At 53.3% G+C, this 18,887-nt stretch carries 17 protein-coding genes, 11 tRNA genes and 2 rRNA genes; 26 read left to right on the forward strand and 4 right to left on the reverse strand.

Going from position 1 to position 18,887, the window contains the following annotated elements; translation table 11 throughout:
* The 14 genes from C7820_RS00005 to C7820_RS00070 all read left to right on the forward strand — a co-directional run.
* A 23S ribosomal RNA gene (locus tag C7820_RS00005) occupies positions 1-97 on the forward strand; the annotation flags it as partial.
* A gap of 152 nt (positions 98-249) precedes the next feature.
* Positions 250-366 (forward strand): 5S ribosomal RNA (gene rrf, locus C7820_RS00010).
* 9 nt (positions 367-375) lie between these two features.
* A tRNA-Asn gene (locus tag C7820_RS00015) sits at positions 376-451 on the forward strand.
* A 5-nt stretch (positions 452-456) separates the two neighbouring features.
* Positions 457-548: transfer RNA gene (locus tag C7820_RS00020), tRNA-Ser, on the forward strand.
* 19 nt (positions 549-567) lie between these two features.
* A tRNA-Glu gene (locus C7820_RS00025) sits at positions 568-639 on the forward strand.
* Between the two features lie 72 nt (positions 640-711).
* A tRNA-Val gene (locus C7820_RS00030) sits at positions 712-787 on the forward strand.
* A 35-nt stretch (positions 788-822) separates the two neighbouring features.
* A tRNA-Met gene (locus tag C7820_RS00035) sits at positions 823-896 on the forward strand.
* Between the two features lie 33 nt (positions 897-929).
* Positions 930-1,006 (forward strand) — tRNA-Asp (locus tag C7820_RS00040).
* A 268-nt stretch (positions 1,007-1,274) separates the two neighbouring features.
* Positions 1,275-1,350 (forward strand) — tRNA-Lys (locus C7820_RS00045).
* A 17-nt stretch (positions 1,351-1,367) separates the two neighbouring features.
* A tRNA-Gly gene (locus tag C7820_RS00050) sits at positions 1,368-1,442 on the forward strand.
* A gap of 18 nt (positions 1,443-1,460) precedes the next feature.
* Positions 1,461-1,534 (forward strand) — tRNA-Arg (locus C7820_RS00055).
* Positions 1,535-1,551: 17 nt separating this feature from the next.
* Positions 1,552-1,631 (forward strand) — tRNA-Leu (locus C7820_RS00060).
* Positions 1,632-1,654: 23 nt separating this feature from the next.
* Positions 1,655-1,728, forward strand: a tRNA-Pro gene (locus C7820_RS00065).
* A gap of 102 nt (positions 1,729-1,830) precedes the next feature.
* A complete protein-coding gene (locus C7820_RS00070) occupies positions 1,831-2,499 on the forward strand; it encodes a BofC C-terminal domain-containing protein (protein WP_076176974.1) in 669 nt (222 codons plus the stop codon).
* A gap of 129 nt (positions 2,500-2,628) precedes the next feature.
* Here the strand turns inward: C7820_RS00070 and C7820_RS00075 are convergent, their stop codons facing one another.
* Entirely contained in the window at positions 2,629-3,696 is a 1,068-nt protein-coding gene (locus tag C7820_RS00075; RefSeq protein ID WP_116229343.1) for a branched-chain amino acid aminotransferase, read from the reverse strand.
* 127 nt (positions 3,697-3,823) lie between these two features.
* On the opposite strand from C7820_RS00075, the gene C7820_RS00080 reads away from it, so the two are divergent.
* The 8 genes from C7820_RS00080 (at position 3,824) to yajC (ending at position 11,796) form a co-directional block, all read left to right on the forward strand.
* Positions 3,824-4,717, forward strand: coding sequence for a LysR family transcriptional regulator (locus C7820_RS00080; RefSeq protein WP_116229344.1), 894 nt, complete (start codon positions 3,824-3,826; stop codon positions 4,715-4,717).
* A 119-nt stretch (positions 4,718-4,836) separates the two neighbouring features.
* The gene (gene ruvC, locus C7820_RS00085) at positions 4,837-5,340 is read left to right on the forward strand and encodes a crossover junction endodeoxyribonuclease RuvC (protein WP_076176977.1); all 504 of its coding nucleotides are present in this window, start codon (positions 4,837-4,839) and stop codon (positions 5,338-5,340) included.
* Positions 5,337-5,951: a Holliday junction branch migration protein RuvA gene (gene ruvA / locus C7820_RS00090; RefSeq protein WP_116229345.1), complete on the forward strand. Its 615-nt coding sequence runs from the start codon at positions 5,337-5,339 to the stop codon at positions 5,949-5,951. The genes ruvC and ruvA overlap by 4 nt, the downstream gene beginning before the upstream one ends.
* Before the next feature lie 36 nt (positions 5,952-5,987).
* Positions 5,988-6,992, forward strand: a complete 1,005-nt coding sequence (gene ruvB, locus C7820_RS00095) for a Holliday junction branch migration DNA helicase RuvB (protein ID WP_076176979.1) — start codon at positions 5,988-5,990, stop codon at positions 6,990-6,992.
* Positions 6,993-7,069: 77 nt separating this feature from the next.
* The gene (locus C7820_RS00100) at positions 7,070-9,196 is read left to right on the forward strand and encodes a SpoIID/LytB domain-containing protein (RefSeq protein WP_116229346.1); all 2,127 of its coding nucleotides are present in this window, start codon (positions 7,070-7,072) and stop codon (positions 9,194-9,196) included.
* Positions 9,197-9,203: 7 nt separating this feature from the next.
* Complete coding sequence (gene queA / locus C7820_RS00105; protein ID WP_076176981.1) at positions 9,204-10,232, forward strand: tRNA preQ1(34) S-adenosylmethionine ribosyltransferase-isomerase QueA; 1,029 nt, start codon at positions 9,204-9,206, stop codon at positions 10,230-10,232.
* A gap of 38 nt (positions 10,233-10,270) precedes the next feature.
* On the forward strand, positions 10,271-11,410 hold the full coding sequence (tgt, locus tag C7820_RS00110; protein WP_076176982.1) for a tRNA guanosine(34) transglycosylase Tgt: 1,140 nt from the start codon (positions 10,271-10,273) through the stop codon (positions 11,408-11,410).
* Between the two features lie 41 nt (positions 11,411-11,451).
* Entirely contained in the window at positions 11,452-11,796 is a 345-nt protein-coding gene (gene yajC, locus C7820_RS00115; RefSeq protein WP_116229347.1) for a preprotein translocase subunit YajC, read from the forward strand.
* 170 nt (positions 11,797-11,966) lie between these two features.
* On the opposite strand, the gene C7820_RS00120 is transcribed toward yajC, so the two are convergent.
* Complete coding sequence (locus C7820_RS00120) at positions 11,967-12,797, reverse strand: phosphatase PAP2 family protein (RefSeq protein WP_147306248.1); 831 nt, start codon at positions 12,795-12,797, stop codon at positions 11,967-11,969.
* Positions 12,798-12,860: 63 nt separating this feature from the next.
* Positions 12,861-13,256, reverse strand: coding sequence for a TIGR04086 family membrane protein (locus C7820_RS00125; RefSeq protein WP_076176984.1), 396 nt, complete (start codon positions 13,254-13,256; stop codon positions 12,861-12,863).
* 178 nt (positions 13,257-13,434) lie between these two features.
* On the opposite strand from C7820_RS00125, the gene C7820_RS00130 reads away from it, so the two are divergent.
* Entirely contained in the window at positions 13,435-14,292 is an 858-nt protein-coding gene (locus C7820_RS00130; RefSeq protein ID WP_116229349.1) for a DUF421 domain-containing protein, read from the forward strand.
* A gap of 23 nt (positions 14,293-14,315) precedes the next feature.
* On the opposite strand, the gene spoVB is transcribed toward C7820_RS00130, so the two are convergent.
* Complete coding sequence (gene spoVB / locus C7820_RS00135; RefSeq protein ID WP_116231561.1) at positions 14,316-15,950, reverse strand: stage V sporulation protein B; 1,635 nt, start codon at positions 15,948-15,950, stop codon at positions 14,316-14,318.
* Between the two features lie 277 nt (positions 15,951-16,227).
* On the opposite strand from spoVB, the gene C7820_RS00140 reads away from it, so the two are divergent.
* From C7820_RS00140 to secF, 3 genes are all read left to right on the forward strand, one after another.
* Positions 16,228-16,470, forward strand: coding sequence for a post-transcriptional regulator (locus C7820_RS00140; protein WP_373319005.1), 243 nt, complete (start codon positions 16,228-16,230; stop codon positions 16,468-16,470).
* A gap of 141 nt (positions 16,471-16,611) precedes the next feature.
* On the forward strand, positions 16,612-17,895 hold the full coding sequence (gene secD / locus C7820_RS00145) for a protein translocase subunit SecD (RefSeq protein WP_116229351.1): 1,284 nt from the start codon (positions 16,612-16,614) through the stop codon (positions 17,893-17,895).
* Positions 17,885-18,790: a protein translocase subunit SecF gene (gene secF / locus C7820_RS00150; protein WP_116229352.1), complete on the forward strand. Its 906-nt coding sequence runs from the start codon at positions 17,885-17,887 to the stop codon at positions 18,788-18,790. Before secD ends, secF begins: the two co-directional genes overlap by 11 nt.
* Positions 18,791-18,887 lie beyond the last annotated feature (97 nt).

Here is an 18,887-nt window from a genome sequence, read left to right on the forward strand (position 1 = left end):
GTAAGACCCCTTGTAGACGACGAGGTAGATAGGTTGGAGGTGGAAGTGCAGCAATGCATGGAGCTGACCAATACTAATCGGTCGAGGGCTTATCCAATAAATATAAAACACAGATTCGTTTCGTATCTAGTTTTCAGGGAGTCAAAATTGCTGATTTCACTCCAAGTGGGTGAGAGAAGCGTGCATGACTTTCAGCATTTGGCGATGCTGAAACCTGAATTATGCATTTGGTGATTAACCAATGCTCCGTTTGGTGGCGATAGCGGAGGGGTTCCACGCGTACCCATCCCGAACACGACCGTTAAGCCCTCCAGCGCCGATGGTACTTGGACCGAAGGGTCCTGGGAGAGTAGGACGTTGCCAAGCGATACATATTCCCTGATAGCTCAGTTGGTAGAGCACTCGACTGTTAATCGAGTTGTCACAGGTTCGAGTCCTGTTCGGGGAGCCACTTGTGGAGAGGTGTCCGAGTTGGCCGAAGGAGCACGATTGGAAATCGTGTAGGCGCCAAAAGCGTCTCGAGGGTTCGAATCCCTCTCTCTCCGCCAGCTTGGATTTTCATAGCGAGGCCCGTTGGTCAAGGGGTTAAGACACCTCCCTTTCACGGAGGTAACATGGGTTCGAATCCCATACGGGTCACTTTCTTTAATAGCATCAGGGATGAGAATCCCAAAAAGGGTTCGTCGGAGCATTACTTCGTTTACTCATTATGGAGGCTTAGCTCAGCTGGGAGAGCATCTGCCTTACAAGCAGAGGGTCGGGGGTTCGATCCCCTCAGCCTCCACCATGTATACTTTAAAGAAAATAAATAATTTTTAATGACGCGGGGTGGAGCAGTCCGGTAGCTCGTCGGGCTCATAACCCGAAGGTCGTAGGTTCAAATCCTGCCCCCGCAATTATCTCCTTAAGATGGAGATCCCAAAGGCCGTGGAACCGTGGTGTAGAGGCCTAACATGCCTGCCTGTCACGCAGGAGATCGCGGGTTCGAATCCCGTCGGTTCCGCCATTTTCAATTGCTTCAAGGGGTGAGAATCCGAATTAACGGGTTCGTCGAAGCATTCGCTTCGTTAGCACTGCATCGCAGTCTCGAACGAAGAGAGAGTATCCCGTCGGTTCCGCCATTTTAAATTGCTTCAAGGGATCAGAATCCGAATTAACGGGTTCGTCGAAGCATTCGCTTCGTTAGCGCTTCATCGCAGTCTCGAACGAAGAGAGAGTATCCCGTTAGAACCGCCATGATCTTTACTTCAGGGATGAGAATCCTCTTGAATTAAGAGCCATTAGCTCAGTTGGTAGAGCACCTGACTTTTAATCAGGGTGTCGAAGGTTCGAGTCCTTCATGGCTCACCAGTTTTATTTTTGGTTTTGCGGACGTGGCTCAGCGGTAGAGCATCGCCTTGCCAAGGCGAGGGTCGCGGGTTCGATTCCCGTCGTCCGCTCCATTTTTTTTGCCTTTACCGGCGCCCTTAGCTCAGCTGGATAGAGCGTTTGACTACGAATCAAAAGGTCAGGAGTTCGAATCTCTTAGGGCGCGTATTTATGTTTTACCGAGCCGGTGTGGCGGAATTGGCAGACGCGCGCGACTCAAAATCGTGAGGGAAACCGTGGGGGTTCGAGTCCCTTCACCGGCATTTTAACATTTTCAGATGAATAACGGGACGTAGCTCAGCTTGGTAGAGCACCTGGTTTGGGACCAGGGGGTCGCATGTTCAAATCGTGTCGTCCCGATCAGATCAACCACCGAATGAATTTCGGTGGTTTTTTGCTGTATAATTTGGTATTTCCCCGGTCACAATAAAGGAAAAAGATAGAGAATAGAAGGGGATTACCGTGAATGCAGCGCGAATTAAAAAGAAAATACAAAAGCAATGGAGACGTTGGAGACGCAGAGCGTTGACGCTGGGGATCTCTTCGTTAATGCTTGCTTTGGTCTGGCTCGGATCCTATCTTCCGGATCAGGTACAGAGCCTGCTCAGCACGAAACCGCCGGTTGCCATTGAAACGCTTCAGCATTATGAGCAGACGGAAGGTTCCGACGACACTGTAGATAATTCGGAATTCTGGAAGACGTTGAATCAAACGAAGGGTACAAACGAAGTAACCGTTCGCCAAGTTTATATATGCGGTGAGGAGGAACAGGTGCTCGGGCAACTGAGCAGCGATGACATCTACTCCCTGATGAATGAGCATCCAACCTGGAAAGGCGAGTTTACCGGGAAGGGACAAATCCGGTTTGAGGAAACCATTTCGGATCTATCCCCGACCTGTAAGGAACAGGCTTACATCAGCCTCGACAAAGATGGGAATCTGACCTTGTTCGAGGGACCACCGACACACGAAAAGGTCATTAAAACCTTTTTCCAACTGGATATCAACTCGATGGAATCCTCCCTGCCAGACGGAGCCGTGCAACAGCTGTATGACGGCATCCGGGTGCAGGACATTGACGAATACAACAGCGTGCTGTCCACATTCAGCGATTATGCCCGAAAAGGGTAAGGACCGGGATATTCGATGTCCTTTGCTTTAAACGTAATATCGATAAAAGGAATAGAACGCAAATGAAAAAGCTTTCCTGCCAGCGATGAGGCGAACAGGAAAGCTTTTTTGCATTCATCCTATAGGGACTTAAACGGGCATCGTCCACTTCAATGGATCTGGAAGCCGCCCGGTCTGGATACCCGTTAGGGTGTCATACAGCTTTTGCGAGTACGGACCGATTTGGCCGTTGTTAATGAGGACTTGCCGGTCATTCCAATATAATTCGCCGACAGGGGAAATGACAGCCGCAGTCCCCGTGCCGAACACTTCCTCCAATTCGCCCTTGGCATTGGCCTCAAAAATCTCCTCAATCGATATTTTCCGCTCTTCCACCGGGATGTTCCAGCTGCCGAGCAGCTCCAGAACCGAAGCCCGGGTCACACCTTCCAGAATGCTGCCGTTAATGGCCGGGGTGATCACTTTACCGCCGATTTTGAAGAAGATGTTCATGCTGCCGACCTCTTCAATGTACTTCTTTTCCAGCGCATCGAGCCACAGCACCTGGGAGTAGCCGTCTTTCTTGGCATTGCTTTGGGCTTTGATGCTTGCCGCGTAGTTGCCGGCTGCCTTCGCATGCCCGATTCCGCCCTGCACGGCACGGGTATAGGAGCTCTCCACATTAATTTTTACCGGGGCAAGCCCGCCAGAGTAGTAAGCGCCTACAGGCGACAGAATGACGATCAGCTGGTAGGTGTGGGATTCTCTCACGCCGAGGCAAGCTTCCGTAGCAATGATAAAAGGCCGGATGTACAGCGATGTTCCTGGAGCCGTCGGAACCCAAGCACGATCGATGTTAATGAGGGTGCGAATCGCTTCAATGACAAAGTCGCCCGACACTTCAGGAATGCCCAAGCGTTCGTTGGAGCGGTTCAGCCGCGTCATGTTTTTGTCAGGGCGGAACAGAAGAAGCTCGCCGGAAGCAGTTTGGTATGCCTTCAGACCTTCGAATACAGCCTGCCCATAATGGAATACCATCGAAGCCGGATCCATCTGCAGCGGGGCGTAAGGAACGATCCGCGGATCATGCCATCCCTTCTCCAGCATATAATCCATCATAAACATGTGATCTGTAAAATACTTGCCGAAGCCAAGCTTCTCGCTGTCCGGACGTGTTCGCGGCTCGGTGGTTAACTGAATGCTGATCTCTTGTGTCATTGCAACGCTCACCTCATCTATAAAAATTTATTATTCTCACTATAGGGAATAAAAAATGATTGGTCAATTCAATGTTATCAATTAAAATAATAGTTATTAACTATGGTTAGGGTGAAGGGGGAGGCTTATGGATTTCCGCCTGCTGGAATACTTTCTTGCCGTATGCGAAGAGCTTCATTTTACGAAAGCAGCCGTTCAATTGGGCATCAGCCAACCGACGCTCAGCCAGCAAATCCGCCTGCTCGAGGAGAGGGTGGGCATGCCCCTTTTTCAAAGGATCGGAAAACGGAACTATTTGACGGAAGCGGGGCAAACGCTGAAGGAGCATGCGCTGAACATTTTTCATGAGCTGGAGCAGGCGCAGTCCGAAATCAATGAACTGAAAGGGATGCAGCGGGGGAGGTTGACGATCGGCTGCTCAGGCAACCATCTGCTGACGAGGACGCTGATTTCTTTTCACCAGAAGCAGCCAGGCATCTCGATTTCGGTGGTGGAGCTGGCGACGGAGGAAACGAGGGCTGGTCTGCTGGCTAACAAGCTGGATCTTGGAGTCGTTTTTCTCCCGCTGGAGGACGAGCAGCTGGTCAGCAAAGAGCTCTACACCGAAGAGCTGTGCCTGGCTGTCGCGAAGCAGCATCACCTCGCAGCCGCAGAAGCTGTGAAACTGGACCAACTGACAGAGGTTCCGCTAATCCTTTTTCCTGAAAAGTTTCTGGTACGTCAAATGGTGGACAGCTACAGCGCTCAAGCAGGGGTGCAGCTTCAACCGGCGTTTGAGCTGTCGACGATGGACTCCATGCTGCAGATGGTCCGGCTCGGGGTCGGCGCGACCATACTCCCCCGGTCTTACCTTGTACAAGACTCCGATCCGTCGATCTGCACGGTACCGATCGTTGAGCCCGTCCCCCAGAAAAAGGTCGGCATCGTTTACCGGAAGCAGACGTTTCTGAGCACAGCGATGCTTGCTTTTATCAACGAGCTCATCCGGACGTTCTCTACTTCCGGGACGGAGTCTGTGTAGGCTGGTCCCGGATGCAGGCATACCTCTTTTAGTAGAATCATAGACTTGGTATGAAGTTTTACATTATAATGAAGAGAACGAATACATATGTTCGCTTTATACCAAGGGAGAGAAATGACTTGCGAATTTTAGGAATTGACCCGGGGATTGCGATCGTCGGATTCGGATTTATCGATAAAAACGGAAGTAAGGTCACTCCGGTTCAGTATGGATGTATTCAGACGGAAGCCCATACACCTGATGAAGAACGGCTGCTGCACGTCTATGAGGCGATGCTCCAGCTTATTGATAAGTATCAGCCGGAAGCGGTAGCTTTCGAGAAATTGTTTTTTAATAGAAACGTCACGACGGCTATGTCCGTCAGTCAGGCGCGCGGCGTTCTGATTCTGGCGGCAACGCAGCGCGGGCTGCCGATCGCCGAGTACACCCCGATGCAGGTGAAGCAGGCCATTGTAGGATACGGCAAAGCGGAGAAGAAGCAGGTGCAGGAAATGGTTCGCATGTTCCTGAAGCTGCAGGCGGTACCCAAGCCGGATGATGTGGCCGACGCGCTGGCCGTGGCGATCTGCCACGCCCATTCGTACACGTTAAATTCCAGAATAAATGAGGTATTGAGAAAATGATCGATTTTTTGAGAGGACCTGTGGTCCATCTGGAGAATGAGTACATTGTGCTTGACGTGCAGGGAGTAGGCTACCGGGTATTTTGCCCGAACCCTTTCGTGTTCGCCAAGACGGATGGTCCGGTCACCGTATATACCCACCACCACGTCAGGGAAGACGCCATTCTGCTGTTTGGCTTTCCAACGCGCGAGGAGCAGCAGCTGTTCCGCAAGCTGATCGATGTGTCGGGGATCGGCCCTAAGGTAGCCTTGGGCATTCTCGGCGGGGGCACGCCGGATCATGTCGTGACGGCCATTTATCAGGAGAACATTACGTTCCTGACCAAGCTGCCGGGGATCGGCAAGAAGACCGCACAGCGCATGATTCTGGACCTGAAGGACAAGCTCGACGGTTTTGGCACGGCAGCTATGGCGACAGGTCTGTTTGCGGTTCCTGAACCGGTGGAAGGCGACGGATCGGCTTGGTCCGAAGCGCGCGAAGGCCTTAAGGCGCTCGGTTATACCGACGTCGAGCTGGATCGGGTATGGCACAAGATCAAGGATGACACGGCGTTTGGGGATTCGGTGGACATTTTAATGAAACGGGCGCTCAAGCAGCTCTATGCGGGATAGTTATGGTAAGCGGGCGTTACAAGAGGAGCGATAGCAATGGATGACCGTATCATATCGGCAAACCTGATGATGGAGGACCAGGCGGTAGAGCTTAGCCTGCGTCCTCGTTATCTTGCGGAATATATCGGACAGAACCAGGTGAAGGAAAACCTGAAAATTTATATTGAGGCAGCCAAAATGCGCAATGAAGCGCTGGATCACGTGCTGCTGTACGGGCCTCCGGGTCTCGGAAAGACGACATTGGCCAATATCATTGCCAACGAGCTGGGCGTGAACCTGCGGACGACGTCGGGGCCGGCCATTGAGCGGCCGGGTGACCTGGCGGCACTGCTGACGAATCTCCAGGAAGGGGACGTGCTGTTCATTGACGAAATCCACCGGCTGCACCGGACGGTAGAGGAAGTGCTCTACCCGGCGATGGAGGATTTTGCACTGGACATCATGATCGGTAAAGGGCCCAGTGCACGGTCTGTGCGGTTGGACTTGCCCCCGTTCACCTTGATCGGAGCGACGACACGGGCCGGGCTGCTGTCCGCACCGCTGCGGGACCGCTTTGGCGTCGTCAGCCGCCTCGAGTTTTATACGGTGGACGAGCTCAGCTACATCGTCTCCAGAGGTGCTGACATTCTCGGCATCGAAATTATCGGGGATGCGGCCGACGAGATCGCCCTGCGGTCCAGGGGGACGCCGCGGATCGCGAACCGGCTGCTGCGCCGGGTCCGGGATTTTGCCCAGGTCCGGGGGGACGGCATGATTACGCCGGCCATTGCGGAGGAGTCGCTGAAGATGCTGCAGGTCGACCCGAAAGGACTGGATCAGATCGATTATAAAATGCTTCACGCCATGATCACGAGCTTCCGTGGCGGTCCGGTCGGACTCGATACGATCGCAGCCACCATCGGCGAAGAGAGCCAGACAATCGAAGACGTATACGAGCCTTACCTGCTTCAGATCGGATTTCTCCAGCGGACGCCGCGGGGAAGAATGGTAACGGCTGCGGGCTATCAGCATTTAGGTCTGCCGATGCCGACTGACCAGTAAAGCGTAATTGTTACGAGGCTGCCGGACGTGAAATGGTTCGAACACATTTTCAGACAGAAGTGGGAGGAGAATGACGAGTGGGAAATTGGTGGAGAACGAAAGCGGGCCAGTGGGGAAGCAAGGGGATTTTGGCTGCCGTGCTCGCAACGGGAGTCCTACAGCTGCCGGCTGAGACCGCAGAAGCTGCTGGAACGAACTTGGATCAAATCCGCGTAGGCTTGTTCCTCGACTTGGGAAGTACCTATAAATCAACGACGCCTGTCGTCACTCTGTCATCGGGACAATCATGGTCTGCAGGGGTATCGGCTTCTGCGGGGGCTCCGGCTCTTGTGTCCTTTGGGGCTAACGAGACGGCTAAATTCAGCGTGGATGGTTTCCGCGTGAAAGTACTCGCCACTTCCGATGCCAAAACGGCGGCGGATGCCTATAAAAAATTGAACGCGACGGCCGACAAGCCGGTCATCTTTGCCGCATCGACTGGTGCCGGAACGGTGTATCAGGTGTATACCGGCATGTATGCGAGCCTGCAGGCGGCTAACGATGCCGCGGCGCGGACAGCCAAGACAGCAGCGGGACAGCTGAACGGACAGACTCCGATCGTGACCGGCGGCAATCACTTGTCGGCAGGGACCTATGCATCGGAGGCTGAAGCGGCAGCAGCGGCCCAGCAAATCCAGGCAGCCGGCGCCGATGCGTTTGTGGCGGTTCAGCCGGGCGGAGACGGCGGCGGCCGTTATGCGGTATGGGTCGGCGAAGCGGCAGACGCATCCGGCCTTGCGGCGGTGCGCAGCGCGGTAAGCGCAAAGCTCCCAGCGGCCACGCTGTCGGAGGTGGATGCATCGCAGCCGGCGCTGATCATCCGCAGTGATGCCGGGAGCAGCCCGGGAAGCACCGCCGCGGTGAAACATATCGTGGTCAGCGGGACCAATGCCAAAGGCTGGATTACCAGCAGCGGTGACCAACTTAAAGTGGCGGAAAGATCGGGGCGTACATACCGGGGCGGCATGGAGATCAGCATGGTGAACGGCCAGCTGGCGCTCGTGAACGAACTGCCTTTTGAGCAATACCTCTATGCGGTCGTCGGCGGCGAAGTGCCGTCGTCCTGGCCGGAGGAGTCGCTCAAAGCCCAAGCCGTGGCTGCGCGCAGCTATGCTGCTTTCCAGATCAGCAGCAGCAATAATAAGTTCAAGGTGGCGGATGTCGTGGATACGACGCTCAGCCAAGTTTACAACGGCGTTGCCTCCGAAGCGCCAAGCGTCATCGGTGCTGTAGACGCCACAGAGGGCGAAGTGCTGCTGCAAAACGGCAATGTTGTCGAGGCCGTTTTCTCTTCCAATGCCGGGGGCGCATCGGCCGACCCGACCGAAGTATGGAACAGCGGTGGAGCTGCGTTCGGCACCGTCGAGAGCAAGGAAGACGTAGCCGCGCAAAACGGGGCTAAAACCTGGTATCACGTTCTTCTCAGCAACGGGATTACCGGTTATGTCAGAGAGGACAACGTCAAGGAACTCGGTACGGCGACGGCTGCCGGACTTGCAAAAATCACGGTGACGGCCAAGAACACCAACGTGCGTCCGCTTCCGCTTATTCAATCGAACGTCGAGCCTGCCGCGCAGATGACCCCCGGCGATACCGCCGTCGTTCTGGAGCAGGTGAAGGAATCGGGAACCTACGACTGGGTTCGGGGACCTTATACTTCGGCCGAGCTGGTCGCAACGCTGAAGGGCAAGACCTCAACGGCTGCACCTTCCACGATCAGCACGCTGGAGGTTACCAAGCGGGGACCGTCCGGACGGGCGATCCAAATTAAGGCCAACGGGCAAATTTTAGATGTGAAATATCCCGATATGTTCCGTTCGGCTTTGAACGGTCTGCCAAGCACATTGTTTGATATTGTACCAACAGGAAGCTATACTGTATTAAGCGCAAACGGGACTACGACGAAGGTTTCCGGCACGTCCGACACGTCGGTCATTTCCGCTTCAGGAACTTCTTCCATCGCAGGAAAAGGCACGATCGTCATGAACGGGGATTCGAAGGCGCGCCGGATCGAAGCCGGGGAAGCGTTTCTGTTTGTGGGCCGCGGCAACGGCCATGGCCTCGGACTCTCCCAGTGGGGAGCCAAAGGAATGGCGGACGCCGGGTATGGGTACCAGGACATTTTGAAACACTATTATCAGAATGTAACTATTGTTAAGGAATGACGAACAGATGAATGTAGACTTATACGATTTTGAGTTGCCAGAAGAATTAATCGCACAGACTCCTTTGCCGGAGCGGACGGCATCCCGCCTGTTAACATTGAACAAGCAGGACGGATCGATCGCCCACCGCACCTTCAAAGATATCGCAGATGAGCTTCAGCCCGGCGACACGCTGGTTCTCAACGATACCCGGGTCATTCCGGCGAGACTGTTCGGCGTGAAAGAAGAGACGGGGGCCAAAGCCGAGGTGCTTCTCCTGAAAAATTTGCAGGGGGACACCTGGGAAGCGCTCGTAAAGCCTGGGAAAAAGCTGAAAAAGGGCAGCGTGATCCGGTTCGGCGACGAGCTCCAGGCGGTCATAGAGGATGAGGGGGAAATGGGTGAGCGGAAGCTGACCTTTACCTATCAAGGGATTTTCCAGGAGATTCTCGACCGGCTGGGCCAAATGCCGCTCCCGCCTTATATCAAGGAGAAGCTGGATGACAAGGAGCGTTACCAGACGGTCTATTCGAAGCATGAAGGTTCCGCTGCGGCTCCGACCGCCGGCCTTCATTTTACCGAAGAGCTGCTGGATCAAATCCGTGCCAAAGGCGTGACGGTCGCTTTCATTACGCTTCATGTCGGTCTTGGCACGTTCCGGCCGATGTCGGTTGAACGCGTAGAGGATCATGTCATGCATGCGGAGTATTACTCGGTGAACCAGGAGACAGCGGATATCCTGAACGAGGCCAGAGCCCGCGGAGGAAGAATCGTTGCCGTAGGGACCACCTCCTGCCGGACGCTTGAGACGATCGGGACGCGCTTTGAAGGCGGCCTGCTCGAAGCCTGCAGCGGCTGGACCGATATTTTCATCTATCCGGGGTATACGTTCAAAGTCGTAAACGCCCTGATCACTAATTTCCACCTGCCGAAGTCGACGCTGGTCATGCTGGTCAGCGCGCTGGCGGGACGCGAGCATATTTTGAACGCATATGCGGAGGCTGTGAAGGAAAGATACCGCTTCTTCAGCTTCGGCGATGCGATGTTTATCTATTAAGACCGGTTGATCGGCATATAAGAGGATGGTATTTAATCATGGCAGCAGCAATTACTTATGAGCATATTAAAACGTGCAAGCAATCCGGAGCCCGGCTGGGGCGTGTGCATACGCCCCACGGCGTGATCGAGACGCCGATCTTTATGCCGGTTGGAACGCTGGCCACGGTCAAGACAATGAGCCCGGAAGAACTGAAGGAAATGAATGCGCAGATCATTTTGAGCAACACGTACCATCTGTTCCTACGCCCGGGCCATGACATCATCCGCGAAGCCGGGGGACTGCACCGCTTCATGAACTGGGACCGTCCGATTCTGACGGACAGCGGCGGATTTCAGGTGTTCAGCTTGAGCGAGATGCGCAAAATTACCGAAGAAGGCGTGCATTTCCGGTCCCACTTGAACGGAGACAAGCTGTTTCTGTCGCCGGAAGTGGCCATGGAAATCCAGAACGCGCTTGGCTCGGACATCATGATGGCTTTTGACGAATGTCCGCCGTATCCGGCTGAGTACGACTACGTCAAGAAGTCCCTGGAACGCACGACCCGCTGGGCAGAGCGCTGCCTTAACAGCCATGCCAGACCGCATGATCAGGGGCTCTTTGCCATCGTTCAGGGCGGCATGTATGAAGACTTGCGCAAACAGAGCGCACGTGATTTGACTTCCATGGATTTCCCGGGGTATGCTATTGGTGGACTCAGCGTAGGAGAGTCCAAGCAGCTGATGTACGAAGTGCTGGATTACACCGTTCCGCTGCTTCCGGACAACAAGCCCCGCTATTTGATGGGCGTAGGGTCGCCGGACGCACTGATCGAGGGCTCCATCCGGGGCGTGGACATGTTTGACTGCGTCCTGCCGACACGGATTGCCCGGAACGGAACGACCATGACCAGCCAGGGACGGCTAGTCGTTCGCAATGCGCAATACGCCAGAGATTTTGGCCCGCTTGACCCAGCATGTGACTGCTATACTTGCCGGAACTATTCAAGAGCCTATCTGCGGCATTTGATCAAAGCGGATGAAACCTTCGGACTCCGTTTGACCACTTACCACAACCTGCATTTCCTCATCAATCTGATGAAGCAGGTGCGCCAGGCCATTATGGAGGACAGGCTGCTTGATTTTCGCGATGAGTTTTTTGAACAATATGGGCTTTATGACAATGATAAAGGGTTTTAAGCTTCAACTGCAGTATTGTATTTGAAAGGGGGGAAAAGCATATGTTCAACCAAACTCAAACCTTTGAATTAGCAGCTGGTGCTACCGGCTCCGGAGGAGGCGGCCTTGTCGGCTTGATTTTGCCGCTCGTCCTGATGTTCGCGATTTTCTACTTCCTGTTGATCCGTCCGCAGCAGAAGAAACAGAAGACCCGGACTTCCATGCTGAGCGCATTGAAGAAGGGGGATAAGGTCGTCACGATCGGCGGCCTGCACGGAACGATTATGGAAATTACGGACGATATCGTGGTCCTGCGGGTGAACGACGTGACGAAGCTGACCTTCGATCGCGGTTCCATCAGCCACGCGGTTAGCTCGAGCTCCGGCGAATCCGAGAAATCGTCCTAAGACGATCCGGATACACGGGAGAGCGTTCATAAGCAACATTTCCAGTAAGACCAAGCACATCACATAACGATAGCGGCAGAGGGAGCTCTGCTGCTGTCGCCGATGTTCATACTTACGGATGACAAAAGGCTGCACAGCTTGTCTACGGACAAGGGTGCAGCCTTTTTGTATTAGAGATCGGATACGATGGGCTTTACTTGTTGCTGCTTCGGGTGCGCAAGCCTCCGTCCCCAGTAGATCCCGGCGGAAGCGGCAAGCAGACCGAGCAGGGTACCGGCGACCGAATCCGTCAGCCAATGGATGCCGAGGTAGAAGATGCTGAAAATGATGATGACGGCGCTGACCAGCGTCATGAGGGCCAGTCGTGGATTCCCCGAACGGATTCCGAGCACCAGCATGGTGATGGAAATCGAAGTGTGAAGGCTTGGAAAGCAGTTGTTAATACCGGATAGCGGCCGGTACGCCTGTTCGAATTTCGGAAAAACCTCCAGCATGTAGAACGACGTGCCGGATGGCGGAAAGGACCAAACCTCGTTCACGGGAAAGAAGAGGTAAAACGGGATGGCCACCGCATAATTGATGAAGACGGCTATGCAGGCAGCCATGAGAAAGGCTTTGTTCCCGTCGGCCGCAAAGATTCCAAGCATAGCGATCAGTAAGGATTGGAACACCACTACGTAAAAAAATACCGATACGGGCGTAATGTAAGGGCTGTGAAAAAATTGCTGCAGGTGCTGTACGAAATGCCCCTCGATCCCGAATACCCATGGGGTGAAGTCTTGCTTCACATGCATGGCTGCTTCGATCTGCAGTTCGTACCTGTTGAACAGGAGGATCGCAGCCATCAAAGCAAATAGACCCAAAAATTTGCGATTGATTCCAAACTCCCGGATCAGCAGCCATCCGGCCCTCATAGGGTTGCGCAGGGTGCCCAGCCAGATCAGCCCGATCGCCATAACAAGCGTTGCTGCCGAAATATAATTCATAGAGTCATACAACACGTCGGGGACGTCCTCCTCTTGCTTTAAGTGCACTTAGTGTAGCACATGCGAGGAGTTTAATGGTTACGATTTGTTTTTTAAATTCACCCCGAACATGCCCCCGATGGCTCCCGAAGCAATAACGGCTGCGATCAACAGCAAATCTCCAAGCCGAAGGCTGCTGTCAAGGGCCAGAAATCCGATTATGATGATCATGAGACCGTACAAAATGCCGGTTAATCCGCCCTGGTACCAACCCCGTCTGCCTGAACGCTTCCCGGATACAAGACCTCCAAATGCCGCGGCGACAGCATGAACCACGTAAATGTAGCGGGACAGGCTTTGTTCTTTCATGCCGCTGGACCACAACAGGAAAGAAAGAATAAGCGCCCCGACCATCATCCAGAAAAAGGAATAATACAGTCCCGACAAAGTGGGATTGGAGATCCGAAAAGAGAACAGGCGACGGATCAAATGCATAAGAGAACCCCCTTCATAGTTCCACAATTTAATGTAAATTTATGTGACGGCTTGCCCCAGTAGTACAAGTAATTTTCCAATAATTTATCGCTCCGGCTTCTGAATGTCTGTGTTCCCGAAAGGTCAAAATATCCTTAATTGGCATGATGAATGGCGCAGAAAGGAGCAGGTGGCCGTGATGTCCGATATACTGATTCCTGTTTTCCGAACCGTCCTGATGTACTTTGTCATCTACCTGACCCTCCGGATCATGGGCAAGCGGGAGATCGGGAAGCTGTCCATTTTTGACCTGGTCATCTCGATCATGATCGCTGAAATCGGCGTTTTTGTGCTGGAGGATACGGCGCGTCCGATCACGGACGGACTCTTTCCGATGGCTACGCTTGTCTTGATTCAGATCACGATTGCTTTCATCAGCTTGAAGAGTCGGAAAATCCGCCTGTTATTCGAAGGAAAACCGGCCATCCTCGTATCGGGAGGCAAGCTCAACCGTGAAGAAATGAGGAAGCATCGGTATAATCTGGACGATTTGCTTCTTCAATTGCGTGGGCGAAGTATCGAAAACGTGGCGGATGTGGAATTTGCGATTCTGGAAAACTCCGGGCAGTTGACGGTTATTCCTAAATCCAAACGGAATGAAAAAAGAGAAAAGTACGACATGCCCGTTTCCCCGGAGAAGTCAAATCGAAACGGCAAACCACAAAGCTCCTCTGGCAATGCGGCAGCCATTTCACGTTCAGAGGAGATCGCCGGCAAGCCAAAACAGACTTATAGAACCCCATATGCCGATCCGTCCCGGGTCCCGGCGAGAAACCGCAGCAAAAAAATTCTGGTTCCCAGCGGAAAATTCACCTATGGCATACTGCCGATCCCGCTCATTATGGACGGAAAAGTACAGGACGACAATTTGGAGCGGCTGAACAAAAATCGTTTCTGGCTGAAAAATCAGATTCGACAGCAGGGAATCAAAGAGTTTAAAGACGTGTTTCTCTGCTCCATCGACCATAAAGGCCGGCTTTACATCGACCGCAAATAAGACGGAAATTTCCGTGCAGCGGATCAGGCGGCAGGTGTCTTGGGGTTTCTCGGATTTCTAGGTTTGAACCATTTTTCAAGGTAGGGCATACGGGACAGATCTCGCAGGGACACCAGCTTTAAAGCAAACACGGCGGCCAGAAAAGCGATCATGCCTATAGACATGGCTGCCAAAAAGCGGATCCAAACGATTCCTCCCAGTGGCAGGTGAAGATAGCCGTATTGGGTAATGCCCGTCATGATAATCATGGCTCCCGCCAGCTTCAGCAGATCGAACATCCGGAAACGGTAGGCGAGCAGCCGGCTGACGCTGAACCCGTGCAGGAACGTGACCACAATGCTGTTGATGATAATCGCGATAACGGCCCCGTAAATGCCGTACTCCGGCTGGGAGGACAGGTACCAGATCAGGAACAGCTTGAGGACGGCTCCGACCAAGGTGTTGAACAGGGCGCGGCTTGGCCGGTCCAGCGCCTGCAGGGTGGCCTGAAGCGGTGCCTGAACGTACAGAAACAGCGCAAATGGCGCCATCGTGCGCAGCATGTTGGAGATGTCCGCATTGTTGTACAGCAGCAGGCACAGCGGCTCTGCAAGGACATACATAATGACGGCAAAGGGGGCGCCGGTGACGAGCGCGAGCCGGATCGTCTGGTTTAACCGTTTGTGGATCGTAAGCTTGTCTTTGCGGGCGGCGGCTTCAGACAGCGAAGGCACAAGCGAGACCGCGAGGGACGAGGTCAGTACGCCCGGAAGCAGCAGCAGCGGGATGACCATGCCTTGCAGCGCGCCATACTGGGCGGTGGCTACAGCAGTGACGACTCCGGCGAGCGCTAGGCTCTGGGCTGTAATAATCGATTCAAGCAGGTAGGAAAAGGAGCCGACCAAACGCCCGGCGGTGACCGGTACGGTGATGCCAAGCAGGCGTGGAAACAATCCGCGGCTGATTTGGCTGCCGGAACTGTCTTGAAGGCCGGCTTTTTTGTGCTGCTTTGCTTTCTCTCTCCGGGCTTGCCTGGACGACAGCCAGTTCTCGTCCCGGTGGTACTGCCACAGCAGGGCGAGCAGCCCGAAAAATTCTCCGGCCATCACGCCAAGCATGGCTCCGGCAGCTGCATAAGCTATTCCTTTTGGCAGCAGCAGGTAGGCGAACCACAGCGTGCACACGATCCGAAAAACGGTCTCGATAATCGAAGAGGTCGCGGACGGAATCATGTTCTGCCTTCCCTGGAAATACCCGCGGTAGACGGACGAGATGGCCACGATAACGAGCATGGGCGTCATGCTGACAAAGGTGTAGTACACGCGGGAATCCGTTATAATCGTTGTCGTGATCCAAGGGGCCAGCCACAGGCATAAAGCCATAAACAGCACGCTGAGACCCACCGTCAACCCGAGGCTGACCCGCAGGACATACTTTGAATTTTGCGGTTTGCCTTCGGTTTCCGCTTCCGACACCAGCTTGGCGATCGCCAGCGGGACACCCCCTGTGATCAGCGTCATAATCACCAGGAAAAAAGGATAACCCAGCTGATAAATCCCCACCCCTTCGGCGCCGATGATCCGGGGCAGGGCGATGCGCGGTATAAACCCGAGAATGCGGTTCACGATGCCGGCGGCAAGCAAAATCATCGTGCCTTGGATAAAGGTTTGCTTTTTGATGCCTGGATTTTTAGGATGCTTGTTCAATTGTCCACTCCCTCTTCCCGTGTCGAAGCTGTGCTGCCACTTTTGGTAATGTCAGACCTTGTTTAATGGATATGCTGAACCTGTCCCAACTCATTCATCCTTTCCGGTAACATTTGGATAAAAGAAGGAATCGAAGGCGATGGGGTCGAATACAGAACAAATCAGTGCTACAATGGACTGTAGGACATCCAGAACAGATCGTGCGTGGAAAGAGGCAATGAGAGGAGGCCGTAGAGTGAGCTCTGAGGAAATGAACGACAGGCAGCTGGAGGAAGCGATTGAAACGCTCTGCCGCAGCAAGGCGGAGGAATTCAGACTCGTCGGCTATGAGCATGTAACCAGCAAGGACATTTGGAACTGCATCAGCGTCAAATACGAGAAGGAAGGGATTCCGCCGCTCTACAAGCTGGTTAACGATATACTCTCTTTGAAAGTGATGACATTTATGAATTTTATGACCATATCCGCATATAAAGGATCCACTTTCGATTGAAAGGGATCTTTTTTTCTGCTTGTGTTAAAAGGGATGAGGGATACGGTAAAATCGGAAAACGACAAATATTGATAAATTGACTGCCTTTTGGCGCATGGCTATAATAGGAATATTGAGAACGAAAGGGGAACTAGGAACGGCATGAAAAGAATTGTCACTTTCATCATCGTCGTGCTCGTATCGATTGCGGTCATGGCTGGGACAAGCCCTGCGCTGCTCGACAACGTACGACTCGGTCTCGATCTTAAAGGGGGCTTTGAGATTCTGTATGAGGCCCAGCCGCTGGAGCAGGGGCAGAAGATTACGAGAGAGTCCCTCATACGGACGGCGGAAAGCTTGGAGAAACGCGCCAACGCACTCGGAACGAGCGAGCCTGAAGTTACGACTGAGGGCACAAACCGGATCCGTCTGAAAATCGCAGGCGTGACGAACGAAGCCGAAGTCCGCAAGAAAATGAAGGAACCGGCGTCGTTGACCTTCCGAAGTGCGGATGGTTGTAAGACTCCCGAAGCGGGGAAAGACGGCACGGTAGATCCGAAGGATCTCTATTGTAAAACCGAACTCATCGGAAGCGATTTCGTGGAAAACGGCGCACAGGTGGGTTATAACCAGCTGAACCAGCCGCAAATCGATATCAAAGTCAAAGATAAAAAGAAATTTGCCGACGTGACCAAGCGTTTGGTCGGCAAAGAGCTCGCTATTTTCCTGGATGATACCCTTTTATCCGCTCCGACCGTAAATCAGGAGCTGACGGACGGCAAAGCCTCGATCACGGGTAATTACACCATGGACGAAGCTAACCAGATCCGCGATACGATCAACCTCGGGGCGCTGCCTTTGAAGCTGACGGAGAAATACTCTCAGAGCGTGGGCGCAACGCTGGGCATGCAGTCTTTGCATAAAACGATCGAAGCGGGCATCATCGCTTCCATCCTGATTCTGATCTTCATGATCGGCATGTACCGCCTGCCGGGTGTCATCGCCAGCTTTGGACTGATTGCCCACACCTGGCTGCTCATTCTCGTCTTCGTCTGGGCCGACTTTACGCTGACCCTGCCGGGGATCGCGGCGTTTATTCTCGGTATCGGCATGGCGGTTGACGCCAACATCATTACGAATGAACGGATCAGGGAAGAAATGCGGAATGGCAAGAGCGTCATGTCTGCGGTCAAAGCAGGGAACAAGTCGTCCTTCCGTACGATTCTCGATTCCAACATTACAACCATTATCGTCGGAGCGGTTATGTTTGCCTTCGGTACAGGCGCCGTCAAAGGCTTTGCGCTGGTACTGATCGTGGAAATCGTACTCAGTATTCTCACGAATGTGTACTTCACCCATTACCTGCTCAGCCTTTTGGTTAAAGCCGGCGTGCTGAAGAAGCCGAAGCAGTTCGGGGTAAAGGAGAGTGATATTCGTGCACTTTAAAAAAGATTACGATTTTATGAAGATGAGCAAGTACGCGTTCATCTTCTCCATCGTCCTGACGATTGCGGGAATCATTACCCTTTCCGCTTTTGGATTAAATTACGGCGTTGATTTCCAAGCAGGCTCCAATGTGGATGTCAAGCTGTCGAAGAACGTGACGAAGGCTGAAATTGAGCCGCTGCTGGACAAGATCCACCTCAGCGACGGTGCAACGGTTTCCCCTGGGGACAAGCGGGTCAACATCCGTTTTACCAAAGAGCTTAACGAAGACCAGAGTGAACAGCTCAAGTCGGCGATCCAGGAGCTGGATAAAACAGCATCGTTCGAAATCAACACGGTCGATACGGAAATGGCCAAGGAGCTCGGGCGGAATGCCATTTACTCGGTTCTGATTTCCTGTATCGGGATTATCATTTATGTAAGTATCCGGTTTGAATGGCGGTTCGCCCTGGCGGCCATCGTGGCGCTGCTGCATGACGCCTTCATGGTCGTGGCTGTTTTCTCGATCTTCCGATTGGAAGTCAGCCTAACGTTTATCGTGGCGGTATTGACCATCATCGGTTACTCCATTAACGATACGATCGTTATTTTCGACCGGATCCGCGAAAATCTGCGGTTCGGCAAGCAGAAGACCAAAGACGATTTGAAAGCTATTATGAACAAGAGCGTGAGCCAGATGCTCATGCGCTCCTTGTATACGGCGCTGACGGTGTTTATTGCGGCCTTCTTCCTGTTCTTGTTTGGCGGGGAATCGATCAAGATGTTCTCGTTGGCGATGGTTATCGGGCTGTTGTTCGGAGCGTATTCTTCGATCTTTATCGCCAGTCCGCTGTGGCTCGTATTCAAAAGCAAACAAAAGACCAGTGCCAAGCCAGCCAAACCTTCCAAGGCTTAACCTTGTGAAGCGAATGTTATGAAGGAAAGCCGCGTCTGATTGGGCGCGGCTTTTCCGCTGGAACTTATCTGACTTTATCTAAACTTATTGTCGTGAA

The organism is Paenibacillus sp. VMFN-D1, assembly GCF_003386155.1.
GTDB classification, from domain to species: Bacteria; Bacillota; Bacilli; order Paenibacillales; family Paenibacillaceae; genus Paenibacillus_AQ; species Paenibacillus_AQ favisporus.